We start from the raw sequence: 20,897 nt of genomic DNA on the forward strand, positions 1-20,897 counted from the left end.
CCCCGCTCCAGTGCAACGCGTGCGCCGGCACCGGGCAGGCTCGGCCTCTGCCCCGCCTTCTCCGTCGCCCGGCACGCGCGGCAGATGATCCGCACCTGCTGGGATCTCGGCAGGCTGCCAGAGTTCGCCGACCTCAAGCTCTGGATGTGGGCGCACATGCTCGGATGCCGCGGCCACTTCTCCACCAATTCCCGCCGCTACTCCGTGACCCTCGGCGCGCTGCGCGCCGCCCGCCGTGCCTGGCGCACCGAACAGGCCCACGCCCATGCCGGCCTGCCTGACCTCGACACGACGCCTACGCTCGTCGTCGGCCACTGGGCCTATCAGGGGTCGGGCTACAGCCCCGGCGCCGGACTCCTCGCTGCCGACGTCTGGCACCGCAGGGAACTGGAACGGCAGTTCATGGCGGAAGGCGGCTGCTGATGGCCTCGCCCGCCATGACCCATCGCGGCCCGAGCGCTGTGCAGGAGCTGCTGACGGTCCCCCAGGTGATGGCGCGCCTCCAGCTCGGCCGCTCTACCGTCTATGACCTACTCCGCTCCGGTCAGCTCGCCTCGATCACTCTCGGTCGCGCCCGTCGCATCCCCGCGCACATCCTCACGGACTTCATCCGTACCCGCCTCGACCAGGAAGCTGCCTGATGGCCACCTCGCGCCCCGCATCGTCCCGCCGTAGCCGCGCCAACGGTGACGGGACCGTCTACCAGCGCAAGGACGGCCGCTGGGAAGCCGCCGGGTACGTGCTGGCCCCCGGCAACACCAGCAAGCGCGTCCGCGTCTACGGCACCACCCGCAAGGAAGCGCTGTCCAAGCTCACAGAGAAGGTCGCCGCCAGCAACCGCGGACTCCCCGTCGCGACGGCCGACAGCACCCTGGCCGACTACCTGACGTACTGGCTGAACAGCGTCGCCATCCACCACCTGCGGGAGAACACCCACACCCGCTACGCCACCTGCATCCGCCTCCACCTGACCCCCGGACTCGGGGCCAAGAAGCTCGCTCGGCTTACGGCACGTGACGTGCGGACCTTGCTCGACCGCCTCCGCGCCACCTGTCAGTGCTGCACCCGCGGCCTGGATAAGGCCCAGCAGCGCTGCTGCGCCATCGACTAGGACTTGTCCGGTCGATCATGTGACTACTCCTTGCCCGAGTCGTTCCTGTGGGCATGGGGCGGGGTGATCTGAGTGATGCCGAGTGGGAACGGCTGCGGCCGTTCCTGCCGGTCAGCAACGGGCGTTGTGGCAGGTGGCGGGATCACCGGCAGGTGATCGACGGGATTCTGCACCGGGTGCGAACCGGCGTGCAGTGGCGTGACTTGCCCGAACGGTTCGGGCCGTGGAAGACCGTCTACGAACGCCATCGCCTGTGGTCGGCCGACGGCACCTGGGAACGCCTGCTCCAGCAGGTCCAGGCCGCGGCCGACGCCGCTGGCGAGATCGACTGGGACCTCTCGGTCGACTCCACCATCGTCCGCGCGCATCAGCATGCGGCCGGCGCCCGCACCGATCCGCCTCCGGTCCCGGGATCAAAGGGGGCCGCAGGGGTGGAACACCAGGACGAGATGCCGTGGCAGAGTCTCGTTGCCCGCCTGGTGGAGGTGGTGCTGGAGGTGAGGGCCTGGGCCGCTCGCGGGGCGGGTTCACCAGCAAGCTCCACCTGAGCGCGGACGGTCGTTGCCGCCCGTTGTCCCTGATCGTCACTCCAGGTCAACGGGCCGACTGCACCCAGTTCAAGCCGGTCCTGGAAAAGATCCGAGTGCCCAGACCTGGCCTGGGACGGCCACGCAAGAAGCCGGACAGCCTTGCGGCCGACAAGGCTTACAGCAACGGGCCCATCCGCGAGTACCTGCGACGGCGGGGAATCCGCCACACCATCCCGGAGAAGATCGACAGCCAGGCGGCCCGCCTGCGCAAAGGCGCACGTGGTGGACGGCCGCCCGGCTTCGATGAGGACCGCTACAAGAAGCGCAACACCGTCGAGCGGGCGATCAACCTCTTGAAGCAGTCCCGGGCGGTCGCCACGCGCTACGACAAACGGGGCTACGTCTTCCTCGGCACCGCCACCGCGGCGGCCGTCGCGATCTGGCTCCGGACATGAACTCCTACGCGACCCAGCAGTAGACGCCCTGGTGCCGGCGCTGGGCGCTGCTGACGAGACCAGCCAGATCAGCCACGATCGCCTCGGCAATCTCCGTGTCGATGGCCTCGCCATCTTCCGCGCGCAGCTGAGCCCACGAGGCGGCGACGCCACGCAACCTGGAGTGCCCTGCGTCCGCGAGTGCAGCAGACAGGCGAGGCGACATCGCGAAGACGACGCACCCGTCATTGTCCTGGCCAGCGACGATGCGAGGCTCACCGGCTTCGACGAGTTCCTCGAAACTGCCGCCGACCAGAAGGCATTCCCACTCGACCACCGACTCTTCGGGATCGAAGTTCCCAAAGGAAAGCGACTCGAATGCCCGTCCCGGCCCCGTTTGGAGGGTCAGAGCCGCTGACGTGTCGTCCGGCGCCACGAAGAACTTCACGATGATGCTCATCCGGCCGATCATGCCCGACAGCCCACAACCATGATCGGCCGGACAAGTCCTAGTGCTGCGGCAAGGTGTTGTCGCCACTGACCGTGGCCTACGTCCACTCCGTCCTCAAGTCGGCCCTGGAACACGCCGTCCGTGAGGATGACCTGCCCCGCAACGTCGCCCGGAACGTGAACACCACTGGACCCCGGCCCCGGCGCTTCCAGCCCCTCACAGCGGCCGAAGCCCGGCAGTTCCTTGTGGCGGTGCAGGAGGACCGGCTGCACGCGCTTTACGAACTCGCCCTCCGCACCGGACTCCGTAAAGGTGAACTCCTCGGCCTGCGCTGGGAAGACCTCGACCTCAACGGCGGTACGGCGAGCATCCGGCGCTCGCTTCAGCGGACTCGGACCAGCGGTCTAACCTCCCTGCCCACCAAGACCCACGCCTCCGAACGTCGCATTGCCCTCCCCAGGGCGTGCATCCTCTTGCTCAAGGAACACGGCGAACATCAGGAGGGAGAACGTGAGGCGGCAGGGGCCGGCTGGAGGGACGGCGGCCTCGTATTTAGCACATCAACTGGGAGACCACTTGATCCCGCCAACCTCACACGCAGCTTCCGCGGCCTCCTCAAACAGGCGGGGCTCCGCCGCATCCGCTTCCACGACCTCAGGCACTCGACCGCGACCCTGCTTCTGGAACAGGGCATCGAACTCGTCGTGATCAAGGAACTCCTCGGCCACGCCCACATCGGCGTCACCGCCACCGTCTACGCCCACGTCCGACTCCGCCTCCAGCGCGACGCCATCAACACCCTCAGCACCGCGCTCGACGGTCCCGCCAGCCACGAGCCGACCCGCGGCGACGCACTGTGCGGAGCCATCGTCCGCTGACGTTGCCGTCAACTACTGCCGTCACCCCATGCAGAAGCCCCGCCAGGGCGCACCTGACGGGGCTTCAGCTTTGCGGTTCGGAACGGCGCGGGAAGGTCGACGTCCCTCAGCGGAACGAAGCCCTCGCACCGCATAGAAAACTGGCGAGACCCCCGACTGGAACCTCGCCCGTTCCCGCGAGCGCCGAGAGCTACTCGCCTTCCGCCCTCAGCAAGATCTGAACCTTTGACGGAAATTGCGGATCATCCACCATTACCGAACAGATCACAGAATCACGGAATCCCGTGAATTGCATTCGGGCGTATTCGTTTGGGTCGTGCAATACGAGCCACCCGGACGGACATGGAAGTGGCACCTCAAAGAGGTTCGCCGGAAGCACCTCAGACGGAGCCGCCTTCCATACCTCGCATTCGACAGGACCGTCGACACTGGCCTGAACGCCGAAGATGAGTGAACTGCCCTCTTGATACCAGCTGCTGGACGCCGGGTCCCAGTCGCTGACGTCATCGTCACTTCCCGCATCCCGCAAGATCAGGCACCCGTGCTCGATTTTTGCCAGGAATGCAACCACAGGGCTATTAGCTACCATTCCTTCTTGCTCTTTCCTTGTGAAAGTTGTGAGACGACCCCGCCCTGCCGCCTAGCACAGGGCAGACAGTGGGGATACGCCGTCTGAGGAGATCCGGGGGCCACAAGACTGGACGGCGGCTGGTGATCTGGAATCCAATCTCCGTCTTTGGTGCCAGGGGTCGTGGCATCGCAGGTGTGGCAGCCATGTGCATTCCCGGATTCATTGATCAGATCTCGAACGCCATCTGCTTCAATGTCACCGTTCTCCAGGCCGACTCCCTCTCGGGCATTCGGACCAGCACCCAGCGTCAGATCGCACTTCTGACCTGGCGTTGCATTGTGAACGAGAACCGGCGTGGCCCCCGCCAGCACATAGTACGTGTGCGTGTCACCGACCGTCAGGTTGTGAACCGTCGCCGTCCCGGCCGTCCAACGGGCGACCGCCGTGATCTGGACCCGCGTGCCCGCGCTCGTGCGCAGCCACTCGCCGGCCTTCAGGTCCTTGGCGTCGATCCACTCGCGGAGTTCGGGGACCCAGAAGGGGTGCCCGTCCGTCGCGGTGACCTCGGCCGTCTTCGTACCCGCCGGGCCGTCAGTGTCGATGGTGACCTTGACCAGGTGCTTGAGGCCCTGGCCCTTGATCTCGGCGGTGACCGTCTCGATCCGGGTCTCCCCGGTCTTCGGGTCGGTCGCGACGACCTTGTCGCCGGTCTTCACCTGCTCGATCGGCTTGGTGGAGCCGTCGGCCATGAGGACCTTCGTGCCGGGCACGAAACTGTTGGTGGCGCAGGAACCGCCTTCGCCCCCGCCGCCGTCGGCCTTGCCGGAGTCGCCACTGCCGCTGCTGCCGGCCTTGTTGCGGGAAGAGCCGCCCGAGCTGCCGCCGGACTTGCCTTCGCCGCTCTTGCCGCCCTTGCCGCTGGACGCGGAGGACACCTTCGGTGCGGCCTTGGCCTGGGCCTGCTTCTGGACCGGGTTGCCGGTCTTCTTGGTTTTCTGGACCGCCTTGTCGGCTGTTCTCTTCGCCGCGTCGGCCGCCTTTTTCGCGGCCGCCTGGGCCGCCTTCTTCGCCCGGTCGATCGCGGCCTGCTTGGCTCTCAAGGCGGCGGCCTCGGCGGCCTTGGCCGCCTTGAGGACCACCTCGGCTGCCTTCTTGGCCGCCTTGAACGCCTGGATGGCGTCGATGGTGCGGTTGATCGCCTTCAGGACCGACGGGATCTTGCCCAGCTTGGTCCAGGGAATGGCGTCCAGGATCAGGCTGCCGCACGACCACATGTCACCGCCGAAGCACTGCATGGCGTCGGTGATGCCGATGAAGTCCTGCAGCGTCGACCAGGCGATCGACAGGATGACGGACGAGAGGGACTTGCCCTGCATCGCCTGTGCCTGCGCGACCTGGGCGGCCGACAGGCCGGCGCCCGCGAGTGCCGCCGCCCGCTCCGAGGCCGTCAGCGAGATCGCCAGACCGGTCGGGTCGGAGAACGTCACCGGGTTGTTGTGCGCGTAGGCGTACCCGTTGGACTGCAGCGGGTCGTTCAGGTCGAGCAGCGGGTCGGCGGAGAGGAAACGTCCGACCACGGGGTCGTAGAGACGAGCGCCCAACGGGGTGTACCCGGAGGCGTCGTCGCGCGTCTTGCCCAGGAATCCCTTGTGAGACTGGGCGTTCTTCGCCGTGGCGTCCGCGGCCCGCTCGTTGCCGAACGGATCCTGCTTGCGGACGCGGACGTTCATGGCGCTGTCGAGGGTGACCTCCGTATAGGCGCTGCCCTGGTGGTCACCGGTCTGGGCGACGAGCAGATCCGCGCCCGTGCCGTTGGCGTAGCGCATGACGGCGCCACCCGGGGCGGCGTACGTGCGCTGGGTGCTGACGAGCGCGCCGCCCTCCTGGACGGTGATCTCGGCTTCACCCAGGTGCAGCGTGGCCTGCTTGCCCTGGATGGTGAGCAGGCGGCTGCCGTCCGGGCCGTAGATGTGCCGGGTGTCGTTCTGCGGCAGCCACCGCTGGGCCGCATCCTCCGCGGCGCACGTGGCGAGCACGACCGGAGTGCTGTTCACATTGGCCGCGCCCTGTACCGCGAGGCACAAGCCGGAGGCCATGTGCAGGAGCTGCCCGGAGGCGTTGCGCTTGAGCTCCTGCGCGGTCGAACCGTTGCACTTCTGGATCTGGACCGCGGATCCCGCGGTGTTGGCCGTCGGCTGAAGGCACCAGGTGCCGTATGCCGAGAGAGTTCCGCGATCGGCGTCGGTCTGCGGGACCGCCGTCGTGGCAGGGGTGGGTGTGAACGTGAACCGTTGTGCCACCGAGGTGTTGCAGGCGTACAACTGGATGGGCTGTCCCGCCGAGGGCAGGCCCCCCTTGAGATCGAGACACTTCTGGCCGAGACCCACGTAAGGGGTCTTGCCGCCCGAGCCCTGACCGGTGATCCGGTCGACCTGGCCGTCGTAGGTCCAGGTCAGTTCCTGCTTGTCACCGTTCTGCAGAGAGGTGACCGACCGCGTCTCGCCGGTCAGTTCGTACACGCGCTCGGCCTCGGCCGTCACGTCCGCGCCGGCCGGGGTGGTGGACTTCCGCTTCACCCTGGTCAGCGTGTGCGGCTGGTCCTTGGCGGTTCCCTTGCCGTACGTGTAGTCGGTGGTGGCGTCCTTGGCGGTGTTGCCGGACAGGTCCTTCTCGGTCAGTTTGGTGCGGTTGCCGAGGAGGTCGTACTCGTACTCCTGCCAGTAGCCGGAGCTGTCCTTGCCGGCGGCCACGTTGAGCGTGCCGTCGGTGTTCTGCGGGTTCGTGCAGGGTGCCTGGTCCTTCGAGGTCCAGGCCGACTTGAGCTGGCCCAGCGGGTCGTACGCGAAGCACTGCCGCTCCTCGATCCCGACGGACTTCTCCTGGATCGAGGTGACGTTGCCGGCCGGGTCGTAGTCGTATGCGCGGTGCGAGACCAGGATTCCACCGACCAGACTCTTGTCGCCGGTCTGTTCGCGGTAGACAGCCTGGTCGGTGAGTTCACCGCTGCCCTCGTCGTACGAGTTCTGTGCCCAGACCCGGTACGGCTGGGCACCCAGGGTGGAGCGCAGGACCTGACCGTGGTGGTCGTACGCGGTCTCCGACCCGTACCAGTCCTTGCCCGAGACCGAGAGCGGCATCCCGTCCTTGTCGTACCGGACGACTACCTTCTCGGCGGGGAACCTGCCCGCTGCCGGCAGGCCCATCTCCTTCACCTGGCCGGTGTCGGAGTACTTGTAGGTGTAGGAGTAGTTCTTTCCGAAGCCCCAGGTGTCGACGAGCGACTGCGGCAGCGACAGGGTCGTGGACGTCGGCTGGTAGTCGGCGGTGTAGCCGTCGACCTTCTGGGTGTAGGGCAGCTCGTCCGTGTAGCGGGTGGCGGTGGCGGGCATGCCCTTGCCGCCCGGAGCGGTGTCGTACGTGTATTCCGACAGCAGTTTGCCGTCCGAGCCGTCCAAACGCTGCTGCGTGGGGCGAGACAGGCTGTCGTAGCCGCTCCAGACGACGACACCGCGCGCGTTGGTCGTGGTGACGGGACGGTCGTACTGGTCGTAAGAGGTGCTGGCGGTTCCCGAGTCGGGGTCGACGGAGGTCACCATGCGGCCGCGGTGGTCGTAGACCCAGCTCCACGGATGCTCCTTGTCGGCCGAGTTGGTGGCCTTCACCAGCTGACCGCGGGCGTCGTACTCATACGACACCGACGTGTGAACCTTCGAGTCCTGCCCCACAAGGGTGTCGACGCGGGACGTACGCCCGAGGGCGTCGGTGTACACCTGGTAGGACGACGTGCCCTGCGGGTTGATGACCTTCGACCAGTCCTGGCCGTACTCGTAGTGGGTCGCACGCTCGGGCTGGGGCTTGGACTGGGACGCGCCGGTGTCCGTGTCCACGACCTCCTTGAGGTAGGGCATCTCCTCGACCACGCGGCCGAGGCCGTCGTAGGTGTAGCGCGTGATGTTGGGGACGGCCGTGTCGGCGACGACAGGGAAGAGCTCGCCGGGTTTCACCTCGTCGGCGAAGTAGGCGTTGTTGGTCTGCTGGACCTCGCCGGAGCCGTTGTACAGCGTGTCGGTGATCAGCCAACCGTCACCGGTTGCCTCTTCTTGCGTCTGACGCTCGCGGCCTAGGCCGTCGTAGATGGTGACCGACTGTTCTACGCGGTTCTTGTCCTTACGCGCAAAGGTCGATACGTAAGCCGGTATGCGGATCTTGATCTGCTTGGTGGCGTCCTCCGGGTCGGGAGCGGATTTCTCGCCGGCGATGGTGTACACCGCCCGGAAATCAGGCGCGGACGAGGACGAGGGAGTCCTGCCGGGAGCCCACGCTTCGACGAGTCGGCCCAGCGGGTCGAAGGTGGCTTCGCTCACCCTGCCGTTCGGGTCCGTGGTCTTCAGCGCGACGGCGCGGCCGGGCTCCAGCTCCTGGACCTGCGTGTGGCCGAGCGCGTTGGTCTGGGTGACTTTGAAGACCTGCCCTGCGGGCGGGTCGTAGGTGATTGTGGAGACGTTCTTGTCAGGGTCCGTGGCCCGGATGACACGACCGACCTCGTCGAACTCGGTCTTGCCGCTGGGCTGGAAGTCCGTGCCCTCGCCGTTGAGCGTGTACGACTGGGTGGCGCGGCCCAGTGTGTCGTCGGCCAGCTCCATCCCGTAGTCGCGGCCGTCGTAGGACGTGCGTGCCGCCGAGGTCAACGATCCGAGGTTCGACCAGGTGGCGTCCTTGCACAGGGTGGGGGAGACGAGGACCTGCTTGGACAGGCCGATGAGGTTCTTGTCCGTGTGGTGCAGGTATTCCGACTTGGTGCAGGACTCGTCGCCGGTCTTGCCGGTGTCGCCGAGCGACTCCACCAGGACGGGCAGGCCGTAGGTCGGCTCGTACGTGGTCTTCGTCCGCAGGACGCGCTCGGTCCGGGTGTCATCGGGGTTGGTACCCGAGGACTTCGTGTAGGAGACCTCCTCGGGCTCGGTGACGCGCCATGCCTTCAGCGCCGTCAGGCCGTCGTCGCGGTTCCGCTTGGCCAGTTCGGTGGCCTCGGGGATCGTGATGCTGCGGGTGAGCCAGTCGGTGTCGGCGTCCGTCGCGTTGGTGTAGCTGAGCTCTTCGGCGATGCGGCCGGCGAAGGGCTCGCGGTCGTAGACGGTGGTGCCGTCCGATGTCTTGATGACGTTGCCGTGGACGTCCTTCACCGGCACGTCGTCGCCCATGCCGCGGAAGTAGCGCGTCACGGCCTTGGTCCGCTTTGCGGAGAACTTCTGGTTGTCCTCTCCCGTGATGACGGTCGTCTGCTCGAAGCCGGCGAACTGCGAGTACGTCCGGGTCGACTTCTTGGTGAACTCGGACTCGGCGAGCTTCCAGCCGGCGTTCTTGTACTGGTAGCCGGTGCGGGTCCCTGAGGTGCCGTCGATGTTGGGCAGCTCTTCGATGCTGTCGACGACGTACTTGTGGAACCAGTCGATGTCCTCGACCTCGGGGTCCGGGTTCCAGAACGACGGGTAGCACAGCTCGGAGTTGGCCTTCAGGGCCGCCGTCTCGGTCTTCTTGGGGAGACCCGCGCCGGACAGGCACTTGCCGGTGATCGGCTTGTAGCTGACGGCGGTCTCGCCGCCGTACTCGTTGATGACCCGCGCGATGCGCAGCCGGGAGAAGCCCGGGCGCTGCGGGTTGACCGCCTTGACGCGGTTCGGCATGTCGTCGATGTTGGGTTCGAACCGGACCGGGTTCAGGGACACGCTCGCGTCGGTGGAGCCGTTGCGGGCGTAGCCGGTGCGCTGGATGGACTCCAGCCACAGGGCGGTGTTGGGGCCGGTCTTGAGCTCGGCGAAGGACTGCTTGAGCTGGTACTCGTCGACGACCTGGCGGGCTTCGGTGTCGGTGCGGCGCTGGGCGGAGGTGGTGATCTTGTCCAGGCGCTTGCGGGTCCAGAAGGACGGGCCCGCGTTCCAGCACTTCTTCTTCGCTTCGCAGCGCAGGTCGGCCGGGGTGTCGAACCAGGGCCGGTACTGGCCGGGGTCCTTGGACTTGAAGTTGTCGTCGGTGCAGGTGACCGAGCCGACGGTGTAGCAGCGCTCGGCGACGGTGAAGCCGATGCGGGCCGGGGCCGTGGCGCTGAAGATGTTGTCCTTGCGCTGGCCGTAGTAGATGTGCGACAGGTACCCGTCGCGGTCGTAGACGACCGGGTCCTTGAAGTTGAAGTTGCGGGCGTAGAAGTTCTGGTCCTTCTTCCACCACAGCGACATGGCGTTGCCGTGGACGTCCTCGACGTAGTCCAGGCCCCAGCGCCAGCCCTGGGTGCAGAAGGAGTTCTTCCAGTCGTTGGTGGTCGGACCCTTGTAGCAGTCCTCGCCCGCGTGGTTGCCGTAGACCGGGACCGTCAGGACGGAGTCGGTGGTCGGGTCGTCGGCGGCGGTGCCGTTGTCGGACCAGTTCGGCAGCTTGTTCAGGCCGAAGTGGTACTTGGTGCCGTCCTTGGTGGTGACGACCCAGTACTCGCCGTCCTTGGCGCCGTTGCCGGTGGCCTTGCCGAGGATCCGCTCGACCTTGGAGCCGTCACCGTTGGCGGTGAACCAGTCCTTCTTGGCCGCGTCCCACACCAGCTCGGTGGTCATGCCGCCGAGCGAGAGGGTGGCGTTGTCCGAGCCCCAGCACAGGTCGGCGGTCTTGTGGTCCTTGTTGTTGGACCCGGCCTTCTTGGAGTCCTGGCGGCAGTTGGCGTAGGTACGGGTGATGGAACCCGCGTTGTAGTCCCAGCCGTCACCGATCCACGAAGCCTGGTTGTTCGTCGACGACGTACGGCCGTCCACCGACTGCGAGGAGTAGGAGAGGTTGACCTTCGGCATCAGGCCGCCGGCCGTCTCCGGGGTCTGCACCTGGTACGAGTACGTGAACGCGCCCGACGAGGAGCCGGAGGACCAGGAACCGGACGACAGCAGCGGCGAGGCCGTGAAGTCGCCCTGCACCGAGGAACCGGTGTCGAGCATGCCGACCGCCGAGCCGCCCGCCGCGTTCGCGACCGGCTGCACACCGTCACGGTAGGACGCCTTCGTCGCGCCGGACGAGGCGGTGAAGCCCTCGCCGAGCAGGCCGGCGACCGGGACGGTGCCCGTGACGACCTTTCGGGTCGGGGAGTTCTTCGCCGCGGTGGTGTCCGTCGGCGCGTCCTTGGCCGGGACGGTCTCCACGGTCGAGCTCAGCCGCTCGACCTTGGCCGTCTCGTCGGTGCCCGACATGGTCGTCGCGCCCGCGTCGTCGGCGCAGTCACCGGACGTCGGGGAGGAGTAGACGCACTCCGGCAGCAGCACCAGACCGAAACGGTCGGCGGCCTGCGGGCCGTAGAGGTCGGCGAAGCCGGTCGTGTCGACGGTCAGCGCGACCTCGGCGGCCGGGTCCACCGTCGTCGGCGGCGTGACCTTCATGACCAGACCCGACACACCCGCGTCCTGCGAGGTGGCCGGCGGCGCGAGGTCGACCTTCCAGTCACCGGCCACCGACGCCGGATCAGCACCCTCCGGCACACCCAGCGCGATCGGCAGACCATTCGTCACCGGGACTGAGGTACCGGCCTCCATATCAGGCTTCAGGGTCGCGGTGCCCGGCCCTGAGGGCCACTGGGCGACCGCACCCGCCTGGTAGGTGTCGATCTCCTGCTCCGGCTGAGTGATCAGATCCGTTTCGCCGGCTTCGTCAGGCGGCGCCGGCTTCGTTTTCGGAAGCTCGGGAAGATCAACCTGGGCTGTCGATTCCGTCCGGCTCATTCCGTCACCAGGGACGGCCCACCCTTGCCCGGTGAGGGTCGAAACGGTCAAAACCGATGACAGCAAGAGGACGGTCGCCGTGCGGCTTCGCCGCCGGCGCCGTCGAACTGACTCAGTCATGACCAGGCGCCCACGCCCGAGCCATGACTGTGGACCTGAAGCACGCATACGCGGCGACTCCCACCCCAAAGCGAACACAGAAAGCTCAAGAACGGTGCGAAGGCACCGCTGAGCGCGCCCGACCGCGGGCGAACGCGCGTGAACTGTCCGTCACGGGCGTTGCTTTGTTCAACCACGTATGAGTTGACAATGTAGAGAATCCGTGATGATGCTCACGGAATAAAACTGGACAAGATGCGTGAGCAGATCTTTCGGTGCTTTTGGGTGATGATGCGTGATAGTCGCGAATCGGACGGCGCAAAGGTTGCGAAGTCGACCCGAAAGGTGGCTATGGGCACTCGCTCTGCTTCGCAAGGTAACGAGTTCACAACCTCTTTCTCTGTGGATGTTCTGTGCGGGACATGTGATCGTGTGGGCGCGTCTGCCCCGTGGTTCGCCGAGCGGGGCCGTCCGCGCCGTCGTCAATCCGACCGGTTTCCACGGGAGTAGACCGCCGTGTCCGTGCCTCGTTCTCTCAGCTTCTTCGTGCGCACCCGCACACGACTGTCCCTCTCCATAGGCCTGTTGCTGGCTGTCCTCATCACCGCCCTGCTGCCCTGGCGGCCCACTGACGTACCGTCGGCCGCAGGTAAGGCGCCGGTCGATGCCGAGCAGGCGTCCACCGCACCTCGTGACGAGGTCTCGGCCATGGCCGTGGCGATGCGCACCGGCAAGAAGGTCCTGGTGGAGACGGCCACCACCGCGACCGAGACGACCTGGGCTCTGCCCGACGGTCAACTGCGCACCCAGATCCACGCCCTGCCGCAGCGGGCGAGGACGGCCGACGGCCGATGGGCTCCGATCGACACCACGTTGAAGCGCTCCAAGGGTGCCGAGGGGCTGGGCATCGCGCCGGTCAACGCGGTCCACCCCGTGCGGTTCGCCGACGGAACTCAGGCGTCCTCCCGTGCCGCACGCTCCTACGCGCGAACGACGCTGACTCCGTCGGCCGAGGGAATTCCGAACGACGACAGCGTCCTCGCCGAGGTGGAGCTCTCCGGACACCGCATCACCTACTCATGGCCGGGGCCGCTGCCGGTGCCCGTGCTCGACGGCCCCCGCGCGCTCTACTCCGAGGTTCTTCCCGGTGTGGACCTGCTCGTCGTCGCCAGGGAAGAGGGCGGCTTCGCCCAGCTCCTCATCGTCAAGACTCCCGAGGCGGCCAAGAGCCCGGTCCTGCGCACGGTGTCGTACGGCCTGACCTCCGCCACCGCGACCTTCCGCCATGACAGCTCCGTCGATCGCGTCGTCGTCGAGGACAAGGAAGGACGACAGATCGGCTCCGTCCCGACCCCGTTCGCCTGGGACTCCAGCGGCCGCGACCCAGAGTCCGAGGCGCCACGGGCGAAGTCCTCGGTGGCCACACCCGAAGACGTGCTGAGCCTGCCCGGTCTCGCCGGAATGGAGCCGGGTGCCCGGCAGGAGCCGATGGACCTGCGCCTCGAAGGTGACGGCTCCGGTGCCGCACGCATCGACATGAACATCGCGGCCGCGGGCCTCCTGACCGATCCGGGAACACAGTTCCCCGTCTTCGTCGACCCGACCCTCACCAGCGGCTGGCAGGCGTGGACCACCGCGTACAAGCCGTACCCGAACACCAGTTTCTACAACGGCACCAACTTCAGCGAGGGCACCTCCGACGCCCGCGTGGGCCATGAGAGCACGACCGGAGGCACCGCGCGTGCCTTCTGGCGCATGGGCTATTCCAGCAGCCTCAAGGGCGCCACCATCAGCCGTGCCGCGTTCAAGGTCCTGAACAACCATTCCTGGTCCTGCACGGCCCGGGAGTTCCAGTTCTATCTGACCGGCTCCATCACCTCCGGCACCACGTGGAACTCGCAGCCGAGCTGGTCGACCCTGCTCCAGAAGAAGTCGTTCGCCCACGGCTGGTCGACCTCGTGTCCGGACGAGTACGAAGCGTTCGACGTGAGGGCCGCGGCGCAGAAGGGTGCCGACAGCGGCTGGTCGTCGCTCACGTTCGGCATGCGGGCCAGTAGCGAGTCCGATGTACAGACCTGGCGGAAGTTCAAGGCGAACTCCGCGACCCTGGAGGTGGATTACAACCGGCCGCCGAAGGAGCCCACCGGTGGTACGTCGTCGCCCGGCGGTGCGTGCAACCCCGGTCCGGACGCCGGGGTGACCGTCGGCAAGACCAACATCACGCTGGCCGCCTCGGCCACCGACGCCGACGGGAATCTCAAGGGTCTGCGCTTCCGTTTCTGGAAGACCGGCACCGCGGTACCGGCAGGTGTGCTCGTGACCAGTCTTTCGAGCGGCAGGGCCACCTTCACCATCGCGTCGACCACACTGGTGGACAAGGCGACGTATTCCTGGGATGTGCGTGCCGAGGACAGCTCCGGCAGCGTGTCCACCTGGTTCCCGGCGGGCACCGAGCCCTGCCGGATCAACATCGACGCGTCCGCGCCGTCGCAGCCTCAGGTCGAGAGCGCCGTGTTCCCCGCCGCCACAGCCGACGGCGCGACCTGGGCGGAGGTGAAGTTCGGAGGAGTCGGGGCGATCACGTTCTCGTCCCCTGAGGCCACCCGGTTCAAGTACGGCTTCGAGGGCCTGAGCTTCAGCTACGTCGACGCGGTCAAGGGTGTGGCCACGGTGCCGGATCTGAAGCCGCCGCACGCCGGACCCAACGGCCTCCAGGTGTACGCGCTCGACGCGGTCGGTAATCAGAGCATCCGTGCGGACTACATCTTCTATGTCCAGCCGCGCGATCGGGCCGACGGGCCCGGAGACCTCGGTGGCGACGGCATCGTCGATCTCGTGATCATCAACGCCAACGGGGTACTGGAGACCCTGTCCGGGGCGGAGGGTGGCGAACTGTACGCGGGTATGGCCGGTTCGTACGGAGGCAAGAACAAGAAGATCAACCCGGCGGGGCACTGGTACGACCCGGTCACCGGAAAGGCGGCCCTGATCTCCCACCACCAGGACGTCTACCCCGGCGATGGTTCGACCGATCTCTTCGCGCGTACCCCGGACGGGGGCTTCTGGCTCTACCCCGGCGACGGCTACGGAACCTTCAACGTCGACAGCCGTATCGAGATCGAGCTGCCCGCCGACGCACCCGCTCCGTCGACCTGGACGCAGATCAAGGCCGTCGGCGACGTCACCGGTGACAAGCTCCCTGATCTGTTCCTGCGCTCGGGCAACGCCCTCTGGTTCCTGTCCGGATACACGGGTGGAACCTTCCAGCAGGCGACCCTCATGAACAGCGGCGCATGGGCGCGCCGTGACATCGTCAACGTCGGCGACATCAACAAGGACGGCACCCCGGACCTGCTCTGGCGCGACCTCGACGGCGGCGCGATGAACGTCCGGCACGGCAAGCCCGGCGCAGGTGGCCCCGGAAGTGTCGAGCTGACCTCGCTCATGCTGGCGGCCAACTCGCTCAACGGCGATGTCGCCTACGGCGCGGGATGGACCGAGGGGTACATCTCGGCGGCGATCGGAATTCCGGACACCAACAAGGACGGTGTCCCCGACATCTGGGCCCGTTTCGCGTCCGACGGACACTTCAGCGTCTACTACCCCTCGACCACCAACACCAACGCCGCGGCCAAGACCGTCCTCGGCCTGAACTGGAACGCCATCAAGGCATTCGGATAGGCACCACCCTTCCCTGTGGGGCCCGGCCGCCGCGGCCGGGCCCCACAGACATGGCGCCGCTCGGCCCGGAGCGTACGGCCAGGGCCGCCCACGCACCCCCGCCCCTGGCCGCGGTCCACGTATGAGAGCGTGGGCGGGTGAGCGAGACACCGACCAACACCCTCCAATACCGCGTAGACGGGCGAGACGACGCACCGGTCCTGGTGCTCGGGCCCTCGCTCGGGACCACCTGGCACATGTGGGACCGGCAGATACCCGAGCTGACCCGCACCTGGCGCGTCGTCCGGTTCGATCTGCCGGGGCACGGCGGCGCGCCCGCCCAGTCCGCCGAGTCCGTCGCCGAGCTCGGGGACCGGCTGCTCGCCACCCTCGACGAGCTGGGGGTGCAGCGGTTCGGGTACGCCGGGTGCGCGCTCGGTGGGGCCGTCGGGCTGGATCTGGCGCTGCGGGCCCCGCACCGGGTCGCGTCGCTCGCCCTCGTCGCGACCTCGCCGCGGTTCGGGACGCCCGACGAGTTCCGCCAGCGCGGGGTGATCGTACGGACCAACGGCCTGGAGCCGATGGCCCGCACCGCCCCCGAGCAGTGGTTCACCCCGGCCTTCGCGGGCGCCCAGCCCGCCATCGTCGACTGGGCCGTCCAGATGGTCCGCACCACCGACCCCGGCTGCTACATCGCCGCCTGCGAAGCCCTCGCCGTCTTCGACGTCCGCGAGGCCCTCGGCCGGATCGGCGTCCCGGCGCTCGTCCTGGTCGGCGCCGACGACCAGGTCACCGGGCCCGCCGAGGCCCGCACCCTGGTCGCCGGGATCGCGGACGCGCGGCTCGCCGTCGTCCCCGGCGCCTCCCACCTCGCGCCGGTCGAACAGCCGGCCGCCGTCACCGAACTGCTCGCCGACCACTTCGCGCCCCTCGCGCAGGACGCCACCGGCTCCCTCACCCCGCCGCCCGGCGTCCCGCAGGTCTCCGCGCCCGTCGTACCGGTCGCCGAGATCGCCCCCGCGGCGCCCGCCGAGGAGCCGGAGCCGCGCACCGACCCGTACGAGGACGGGCTCAAGCTGCGCCGCGAGGTGCTGGGCGACGCCCAGGTCGACGAAGCGCTCGGGGATCCGTTCGGCGCCGAGTTCCAGCGTCTGGTCACCGGCTTCGCCTGGGGCGAGGTGTGGCGCAGGGACGGCCTCGACCGGCGCACCCGCAGCGCCGTCACGCTCGCCGTGCTGATCGCGGGCGGCCACCACGAGGCGCTCGCCGACCACACCAGGGCCGCGCTGCGCAACGGCCTCAGCCCCGACGAGCTGCGCGAGATCCTGCTCCAGACCGCGGTCTACTGCGGGCTGCCCGCCGCCGAGCGGGCCCTCGGGGTCGTCGCCCGGGTGATCGAGGAGGACACCACTCCCTAGGCCGCACCGCCTAGGCTGCTGGGCGTGAAGCTGACGAAGAACACCCACGCCTGCGTCCGCCTGGAGAAGGACGGGCGCGCGCTCGTCATCGACCCCGGGATGTTCACCGAGGAGGACGCCGCGCTCGGCGCGGACGTCCTCCTCGTCACCCACGAGCACCCCGACCACTTCGACGAGGGTCGGCTGCGGGCCGCGCTCGACGCGAACCCGGCGGCCGAGGTGTGGACGCTGCGGAGCGTCGCCGAGCGGCTGGCGGCGGCGTTCCCCGGCCGGGTGCACACGGTCGGGCACGGCGACACCTTCAGCGCCGCCGGGTTCGACGTCCAGGTGCACGGCGAACTGCACGCCGTGATCCACCCCGACATCCCGCGGATCACCAACGTCGGCTATCTCGTCGACGGCACCGTCTTCCACCCCGGCGACGCGCTGACCGTGCCCGAGCACCCGGTGGAGACGCTGTTCCTGCCGGTCATGGCGCCGTGGAACAAGATCTCCGAGGTGATCGAGTACGTCCGCGAGGTGAAGCCGGTGCGCGCGTACGACATCCACGACGCGCTCCTCACCGATCTGGCCCGGCCGATCTACGACCGGCAGATCGGCGCGCTCGGCGGCACCGACCACCGCAGGCTGGCCCCGGGCGGCACCGCCGAACTCTGAGCGCCGAGCGCTGAGCGCCGAATTCTGAGCGCGGGGGACGCCCGAGCGCCGGGGACCGGGCCCGCCGAGACGCCGTGGCGGCCCGTTGTCGGACCCTTTGGCTAGGCTTGCGGTCATGCGCATCGCCACCTGGAACGTCAATTCGATCACCGCGCGGCTGCCCCGGCTGCTGGCCTGGCTGGAGAGCAGCGGCACCGACGTGCTGTGCATCCAGGAGACCAAGTGCACCGCCGAGCAGTTCCCCGCCGAAGCCCTGCGGGAGCTGGGCTACGAGTCCGCGGTCAACGCCACCGGCCGGTGGAACGGGGTCGCCCTGCTCTCCCGGGTCGGCCTCGCGGACGTCGTCACCGGTCTGCCCGGCGGCCCCGACTACGAGGGCGTGCAGGAGCCCCGCGCCATCTCGGCGACCTGCGGCCCGGTCCGCGTCTGGTCGGTGTACGTGCCGAACGGCCGGGAGGTCGAGCACGACCACTACGGCTACAAGCTGCGGTGGCTCGACGCCCTGCGGGCGGCCGTCACCGACGACGCGGCGGGCGAGCGCCCCTTCGCGGTCCTCGGCGACTACAACATCGCGCCCACCGACGACGACGTCTGGGACATCGCCGAGTTCGAGGGCCTCACCCATGTCACCGAGCCCGAGCGGGCCGCGCTCGCCGCGCTCCGTGAGACCGGCCTCGGCGACGTGGTGCCGCGCCCGCTGAAGTACGCCCACCCCTACACGTACTGGGACTACCGCCAGCTGCGCTTCCCGAAGAACAAGGGCATGCGCATCGACCTGGTGTACGGGAACAAGCCGTTCGCCGACGCCGTCAAGGACAGCTACGTCGACCGCGAGGAGCGCAAGGGCAAGGGCGCGTCCGACCATGCCCCGGTCGTCGTCGACCTGGACGTCTGAGTTCTCCCCACCAGTCCCAGGAATCCCAGGCGTCCCCGCCGCGACCCGGTGATCTCCGCGCGCCGGGTGGTGCCTCCCCGGGGTGCGGTGCGACGCTGTTCGGATGAACATTCCTTTTCTGGACAACTGGCGCAAGCGGCACGAAACGGTACGTTCCCCGCTGGTCTCGGTCTTCGACCGGGACCCGGAGGGTGCCGCCGAACTGCTCGCCGAGTGCGAGCTGCTGCGCGCCCGTGCCCAGGAGGCCGGGGTGGCGCTCGACGACACGCCGCGCTCGCTCGCGGCGCTCGACCAGCTGCCGCCGCGCTGGCGGGACGACCCGGAGGAACTGCCCTGGGTCGGCAACGACGCCGGACTGTATCTGGGCACCGTCCTGGTGCGGACCGTGCCGGGCGCCGGATGGCGGCTGCGGCCGGACGGGCAGCCGGTGGTCCTGCTGCCCTCGGGCCGGGAGATCGACGTGGTCGGGGCCGGGCTCGACTGGGCCGCCACCGGCGCGCCCGAGCTCTCCCAGCTGTACGCGGAGTGCGCCGAGGTCTGACCCGGGCCCGGACCCGGCCCCGGCGCTCCGCGCCCCCGCCCTGGACCCTGCCCGGCCCTCGGCAGTAAATACGGCTTATCCCCCTTTCATGCGTGTCGGGTGTGAAGTCCCTTTTCGGGACGGATAGTTTGCGCTGACCTCGACAGCAGCGAAGACACACGAAGACACACGAAGACACACGAAGACACCCAAGGGGCAGGGGAGCGTATGGCCGGCGTCGACCCGTTGATCGAACTGCGTGGCGTCAACAAGCACTACGGCTCGTTGCACGTCCTCCAGGACATCGACCTCACCGTCGGACGAGGCGAGGTCGTCGTGGTCATCGGACCCTCCGGCTCCGGCAAATCCACCCTCTGCCGGGCGATGAACCGCCTGGAGGCCGTCGAGTCCGGCGACATCCGCATCGACGGGCAGCCGCTCCCCGAGGAGGGCAAGGCCCTCGCCCGGCTCCGCGCCGAGGTCGGCATGGTCTTCCAGTCGTTCAACCTCTTCGCGCACAAGACCGTGCTCGCCAATGTCTCCCTCGCACAGATCAAGGTCCGCAAACGCAAGAGGGAGGACGCCGACCGGCGCTCCCGCGAACTCCTCGACCGGGTCGGACTCGCCGCCCACGCCGACAAGTTCCCCGCCCAGCTCTCCGGCGGCCAGCAGCAGCGCGTCGCCATCGCCCGCGCCCTCGCCATGGACCCCAAGGCGCTGCTCTTCGACGAGCCGACCTCCGCCCTCGACCCGGAGATGATCAACGAGGTCCTGGAGGTGATGCAGCAACTCGCCCGGGACGGCATGACCATGGTGGTCGTCACCCACGAGATGGGCTTCGCCCGCTCCGCCGCCAACCGGGTCGTCTTCATGGCCGACGGAAAGATCGTCGAGGACCGCGCCCCCGAGGACTTCTTCACCGCCCCGAACAGCGAACGCGCCAAGGACTTCCTGTCCAAGATCCTCAAGCACTGACCGGACCGGGAGCCGCGCACACGCCATGCAGCGAACGAAACGAACCCTCGCCGCGCTCGCCCTGCTGCTCGCCGCCGCCCTCACGGCCACCGGCTGCGGCAAGGAGGGCAGTCCGCCCGTCAAGGGCCCACAACCCGGCCAACTCCCCGTCTACCAGGTCCAGTCGGGCTTCACCCTGCCCGACTCGCCGACCTGGCGGCGGGCCAAGAGCCGCGGTCACCTCGTCGTCGGCGTGAAGGAGGACCAGCCCTACATGGGCGAGAAGGACCCGGCGACCGGCCGCTACTCCGGCTTCGACATCGAGATCGCCCGGATGATGTCCGCCTCGCTCGGCTTCGACCCGGCCGGGATCGGCTTCCGCACCATCGCCTCCGCGAACCGCGAGACCGCCCTGCAGAACGGCCAGATCGACTACTACGTCGGCACCTACACCATCAACGCCAACCGCAAGAAGCTCGTCGGCTTCGCGGGCCCCTACTACCTCGCCGGACAGTCGCTGCTCGTCCGCACCGACGAGAACGACATCCACGGGCCGCAGGACCTGGCGGGCAAGCGGGTCTGCTCGGCCGCGGGCTCCACCCCGTACCAGCGCATCCAGAAGGACTACCCGAAGGCCGAACTCGTCGCCTACGACACCTACTCGGTCTGCGTCGACAACCTGCTCACCTACCAGGTCGACGCCGTCACCACCGACGACACCATCCTGATGGGGTACGCGGCCAAGGTCCCCGACGAACTGAAGCTCGCCGGGAAGCCGTTCAGCGAGGAGCCGTACGGGATCGGCGTCCCGCACGACGACAACGCGCTGCGCTTCGCGCTCGACGACGCCATCGCCGCCCACGAGAGGAACGGCGACTGGAAGCGGGCCTACGACGCGACCCTCGGCCTGTCCGGCGTGCCCGCGCCGACGCCGCCCGCCATCGACCGCTACCCGGCGAGCTGAGGAAGGA

Annotated in this window: 11 protein-coding genes and 3 pseudogenes; 12 read left to right on the plus strand and 2 right to left on the minus strand. The window is 68.3% G+C overall.

What is annotated here, in order from left to right; all coding sequences use genetic code 11:
* Positions 1-2 precede the first annotated feature (2 nt).
* From ACIPXM_RS09215 to ACIPXM_RS09230, 4 genes and pseudogenes are all read left to right on the plus strand, one after another.
* Positions 3-423 (plus strand): annotated as a pseudogene (locus ACIPXM_RS09215) (replication initiator); the annotation flags it as partial.
* The gene (locus ACIPXM_RS09220; protein WP_401653586.1) at positions 423-641 is read left to right on the plus strand and encodes a helix-turn-helix domain-containing protein; all 219 of its coding nucleotides are present in this window, start codon (positions 423-425) and stop codon (positions 639-641) included. The pseudogene ACIPXM_RS09215 and the gene ACIPXM_RS09220, both read left to right, overlap by 1 nt.
* Positions 641-1,105: pseudogene (locus ACIPXM_RS09225) on the plus strand (site-specific integrase); the annotation flags it as partial. The gene ACIPXM_RS09220 and the pseudogene ACIPXM_RS09225, both read left to right, overlap by 1 nt.
* Positions 1,106-1,164: 59 nt before the next feature.
* Positions 1,165-2,096, plus strand: a protein-coding gene (locus ACIPXM_RS09230) for an IS5 family transposase (RefSeq protein ID WP_401653588.1) whose coding sequence is annotated in 2 segments (ribosomal slippage) — positions 1,165-1,500 and positions 1,503-2,096 — 930 coding nt in all. Because the reading frame shifts where the segments join, the coding sequence is not laid out codon by codon here.
* 4 nt (positions 2,097-2,100) lie between these two features.
* Here ACIPXM_RS09230 and ACIPXM_RS09235 read toward each other — a convergent pair.
* Positions 2,101-2,535: a hypothetical protein gene (locus ACIPXM_RS09235; protein WP_401653590.1), complete on the minus strand. Its 435-nt coding sequence runs from the start codon at positions 2,533-2,535 to the stop codon at positions 2,101-2,103.
* Between the two features lie 53 nt (positions 2,536-2,588).
* On the opposite strand from ACIPXM_RS09235, the pseudogene ACIPXM_RS09240 reads away from it, so the two are divergent.
* Positions 2,589-3,404 (plus strand): annotated as a pseudogene (locus ACIPXM_RS09240) (tyrosine-type recombinase/integrase); the annotation flags it as partial.
* A 582-nt stretch (positions 3,405-3,986) separates the two neighbouring features.
* Here ACIPXM_RS09240 and ACIPXM_RS09245 read toward each other — a convergent pair.
* The gene (locus tag ACIPXM_RS09245; RefSeq protein ID WP_401653592.1) at positions 3,987-11,843 is read right to left on the minus strand and encodes a ricin-type beta-trefoil lectin domain protein; all 7,857 of its coding nucleotides are present in this window, start codon (positions 11,841-11,843) and stop codon (positions 3,987-3,989) included.
* Positions 11,844-12,338: 495 nt separating this feature from the next.
* Here ACIPXM_RS09245 and ACIPXM_RS09250 point away from each other — a divergent pair, with 495 nt between their 5' ends.
* The 7 genes from ACIPXM_RS09250 (at position 12,339) to ACIPXM_RS09280 (ending at position 20,890) form a co-directional block, all read left to right on the plus strand.
* A complete protein-coding gene (locus ACIPXM_RS09250; protein WP_401653594.1) occupies positions 12,339-15,503 on the plus strand; it encodes an FG-GAP-like repeat-containing protein in 3,165 nt (1,054 codons plus the stop codon).
* 137 nt (positions 15,504-15,640) lie between these two features.
* The gene (locus ACIPXM_RS09255; RefSeq protein ID WP_401653596.1) at positions 15,641-16,900 is read left to right on the plus strand and encodes an alpha/beta fold hydrolase; all 1,260 of its coding nucleotides are present in this window, start codon (positions 15,641-15,643) and stop codon (positions 16,898-16,900) included.
* A 24-nt stretch (positions 16,901-16,924) separates the two neighbouring features.
* The gene (locus ACIPXM_RS09260) at positions 16,925-17,557 is read left to right on the plus strand and encodes an MBL fold metallo-hydrolase (RefSeq protein WP_401653598.1); all 633 of its coding nucleotides are present in this window, start codon (positions 16,925-16,927) and stop codon (positions 17,555-17,557) included.
* 115 nt (positions 17,558-17,672) lie between these two features.
* The gene (locus ACIPXM_RS09265) at positions 17,673-18,452 is read left to right on the plus strand and encodes an exodeoxyribonuclease III (protein WP_401653601.1); all 780 of its coding nucleotides are present in this window, start codon (positions 17,673-17,675) and stop codon (positions 18,450-18,452) included.
* A 103-nt stretch (positions 18,453-18,555) separates the two neighbouring features.
* The gene (locus ACIPXM_RS09270) at positions 18,556-18,993 is read left to right on the plus strand and encodes a DUF6278 family protein (protein ID WP_401653603.1); all 438 of its coding nucleotides are present in this window, start codon (positions 18,556-18,558) and stop codon (positions 18,991-18,993) included.
* Between the two features lie 207 nt (positions 18,994-19,200).
* The gene (locus tag ACIPXM_RS09275; protein ID WP_401653605.1) at positions 19,201-19,947 is read left to right on the plus strand and encodes an amino acid ABC transporter ATP-binding protein; all 747 of its coding nucleotides are present in this window, start codon (positions 19,201-19,203) and stop codon (positions 19,945-19,947) included.
* 25 nt (positions 19,948-19,972) lie between these two features.
* A complete protein-coding gene (locus ACIPXM_RS09280; RefSeq protein WP_401653607.1) occupies positions 19,973-20,890 on the plus strand; it encodes a glutamate ABC transporter substrate-binding protein in 918 nt (305 codons plus the stop codon).
* Positions 20,891-20,897 lie beyond the last annotated feature (7 nt).

This window comes from Streptomyces sp. NPDC090025, from assembly GCF_044748125.1.
GTDB lineage: Bacteria > Actinomycetota > Actinomycetes > Streptomycetales > Streptomycetaceae > Streptomyces.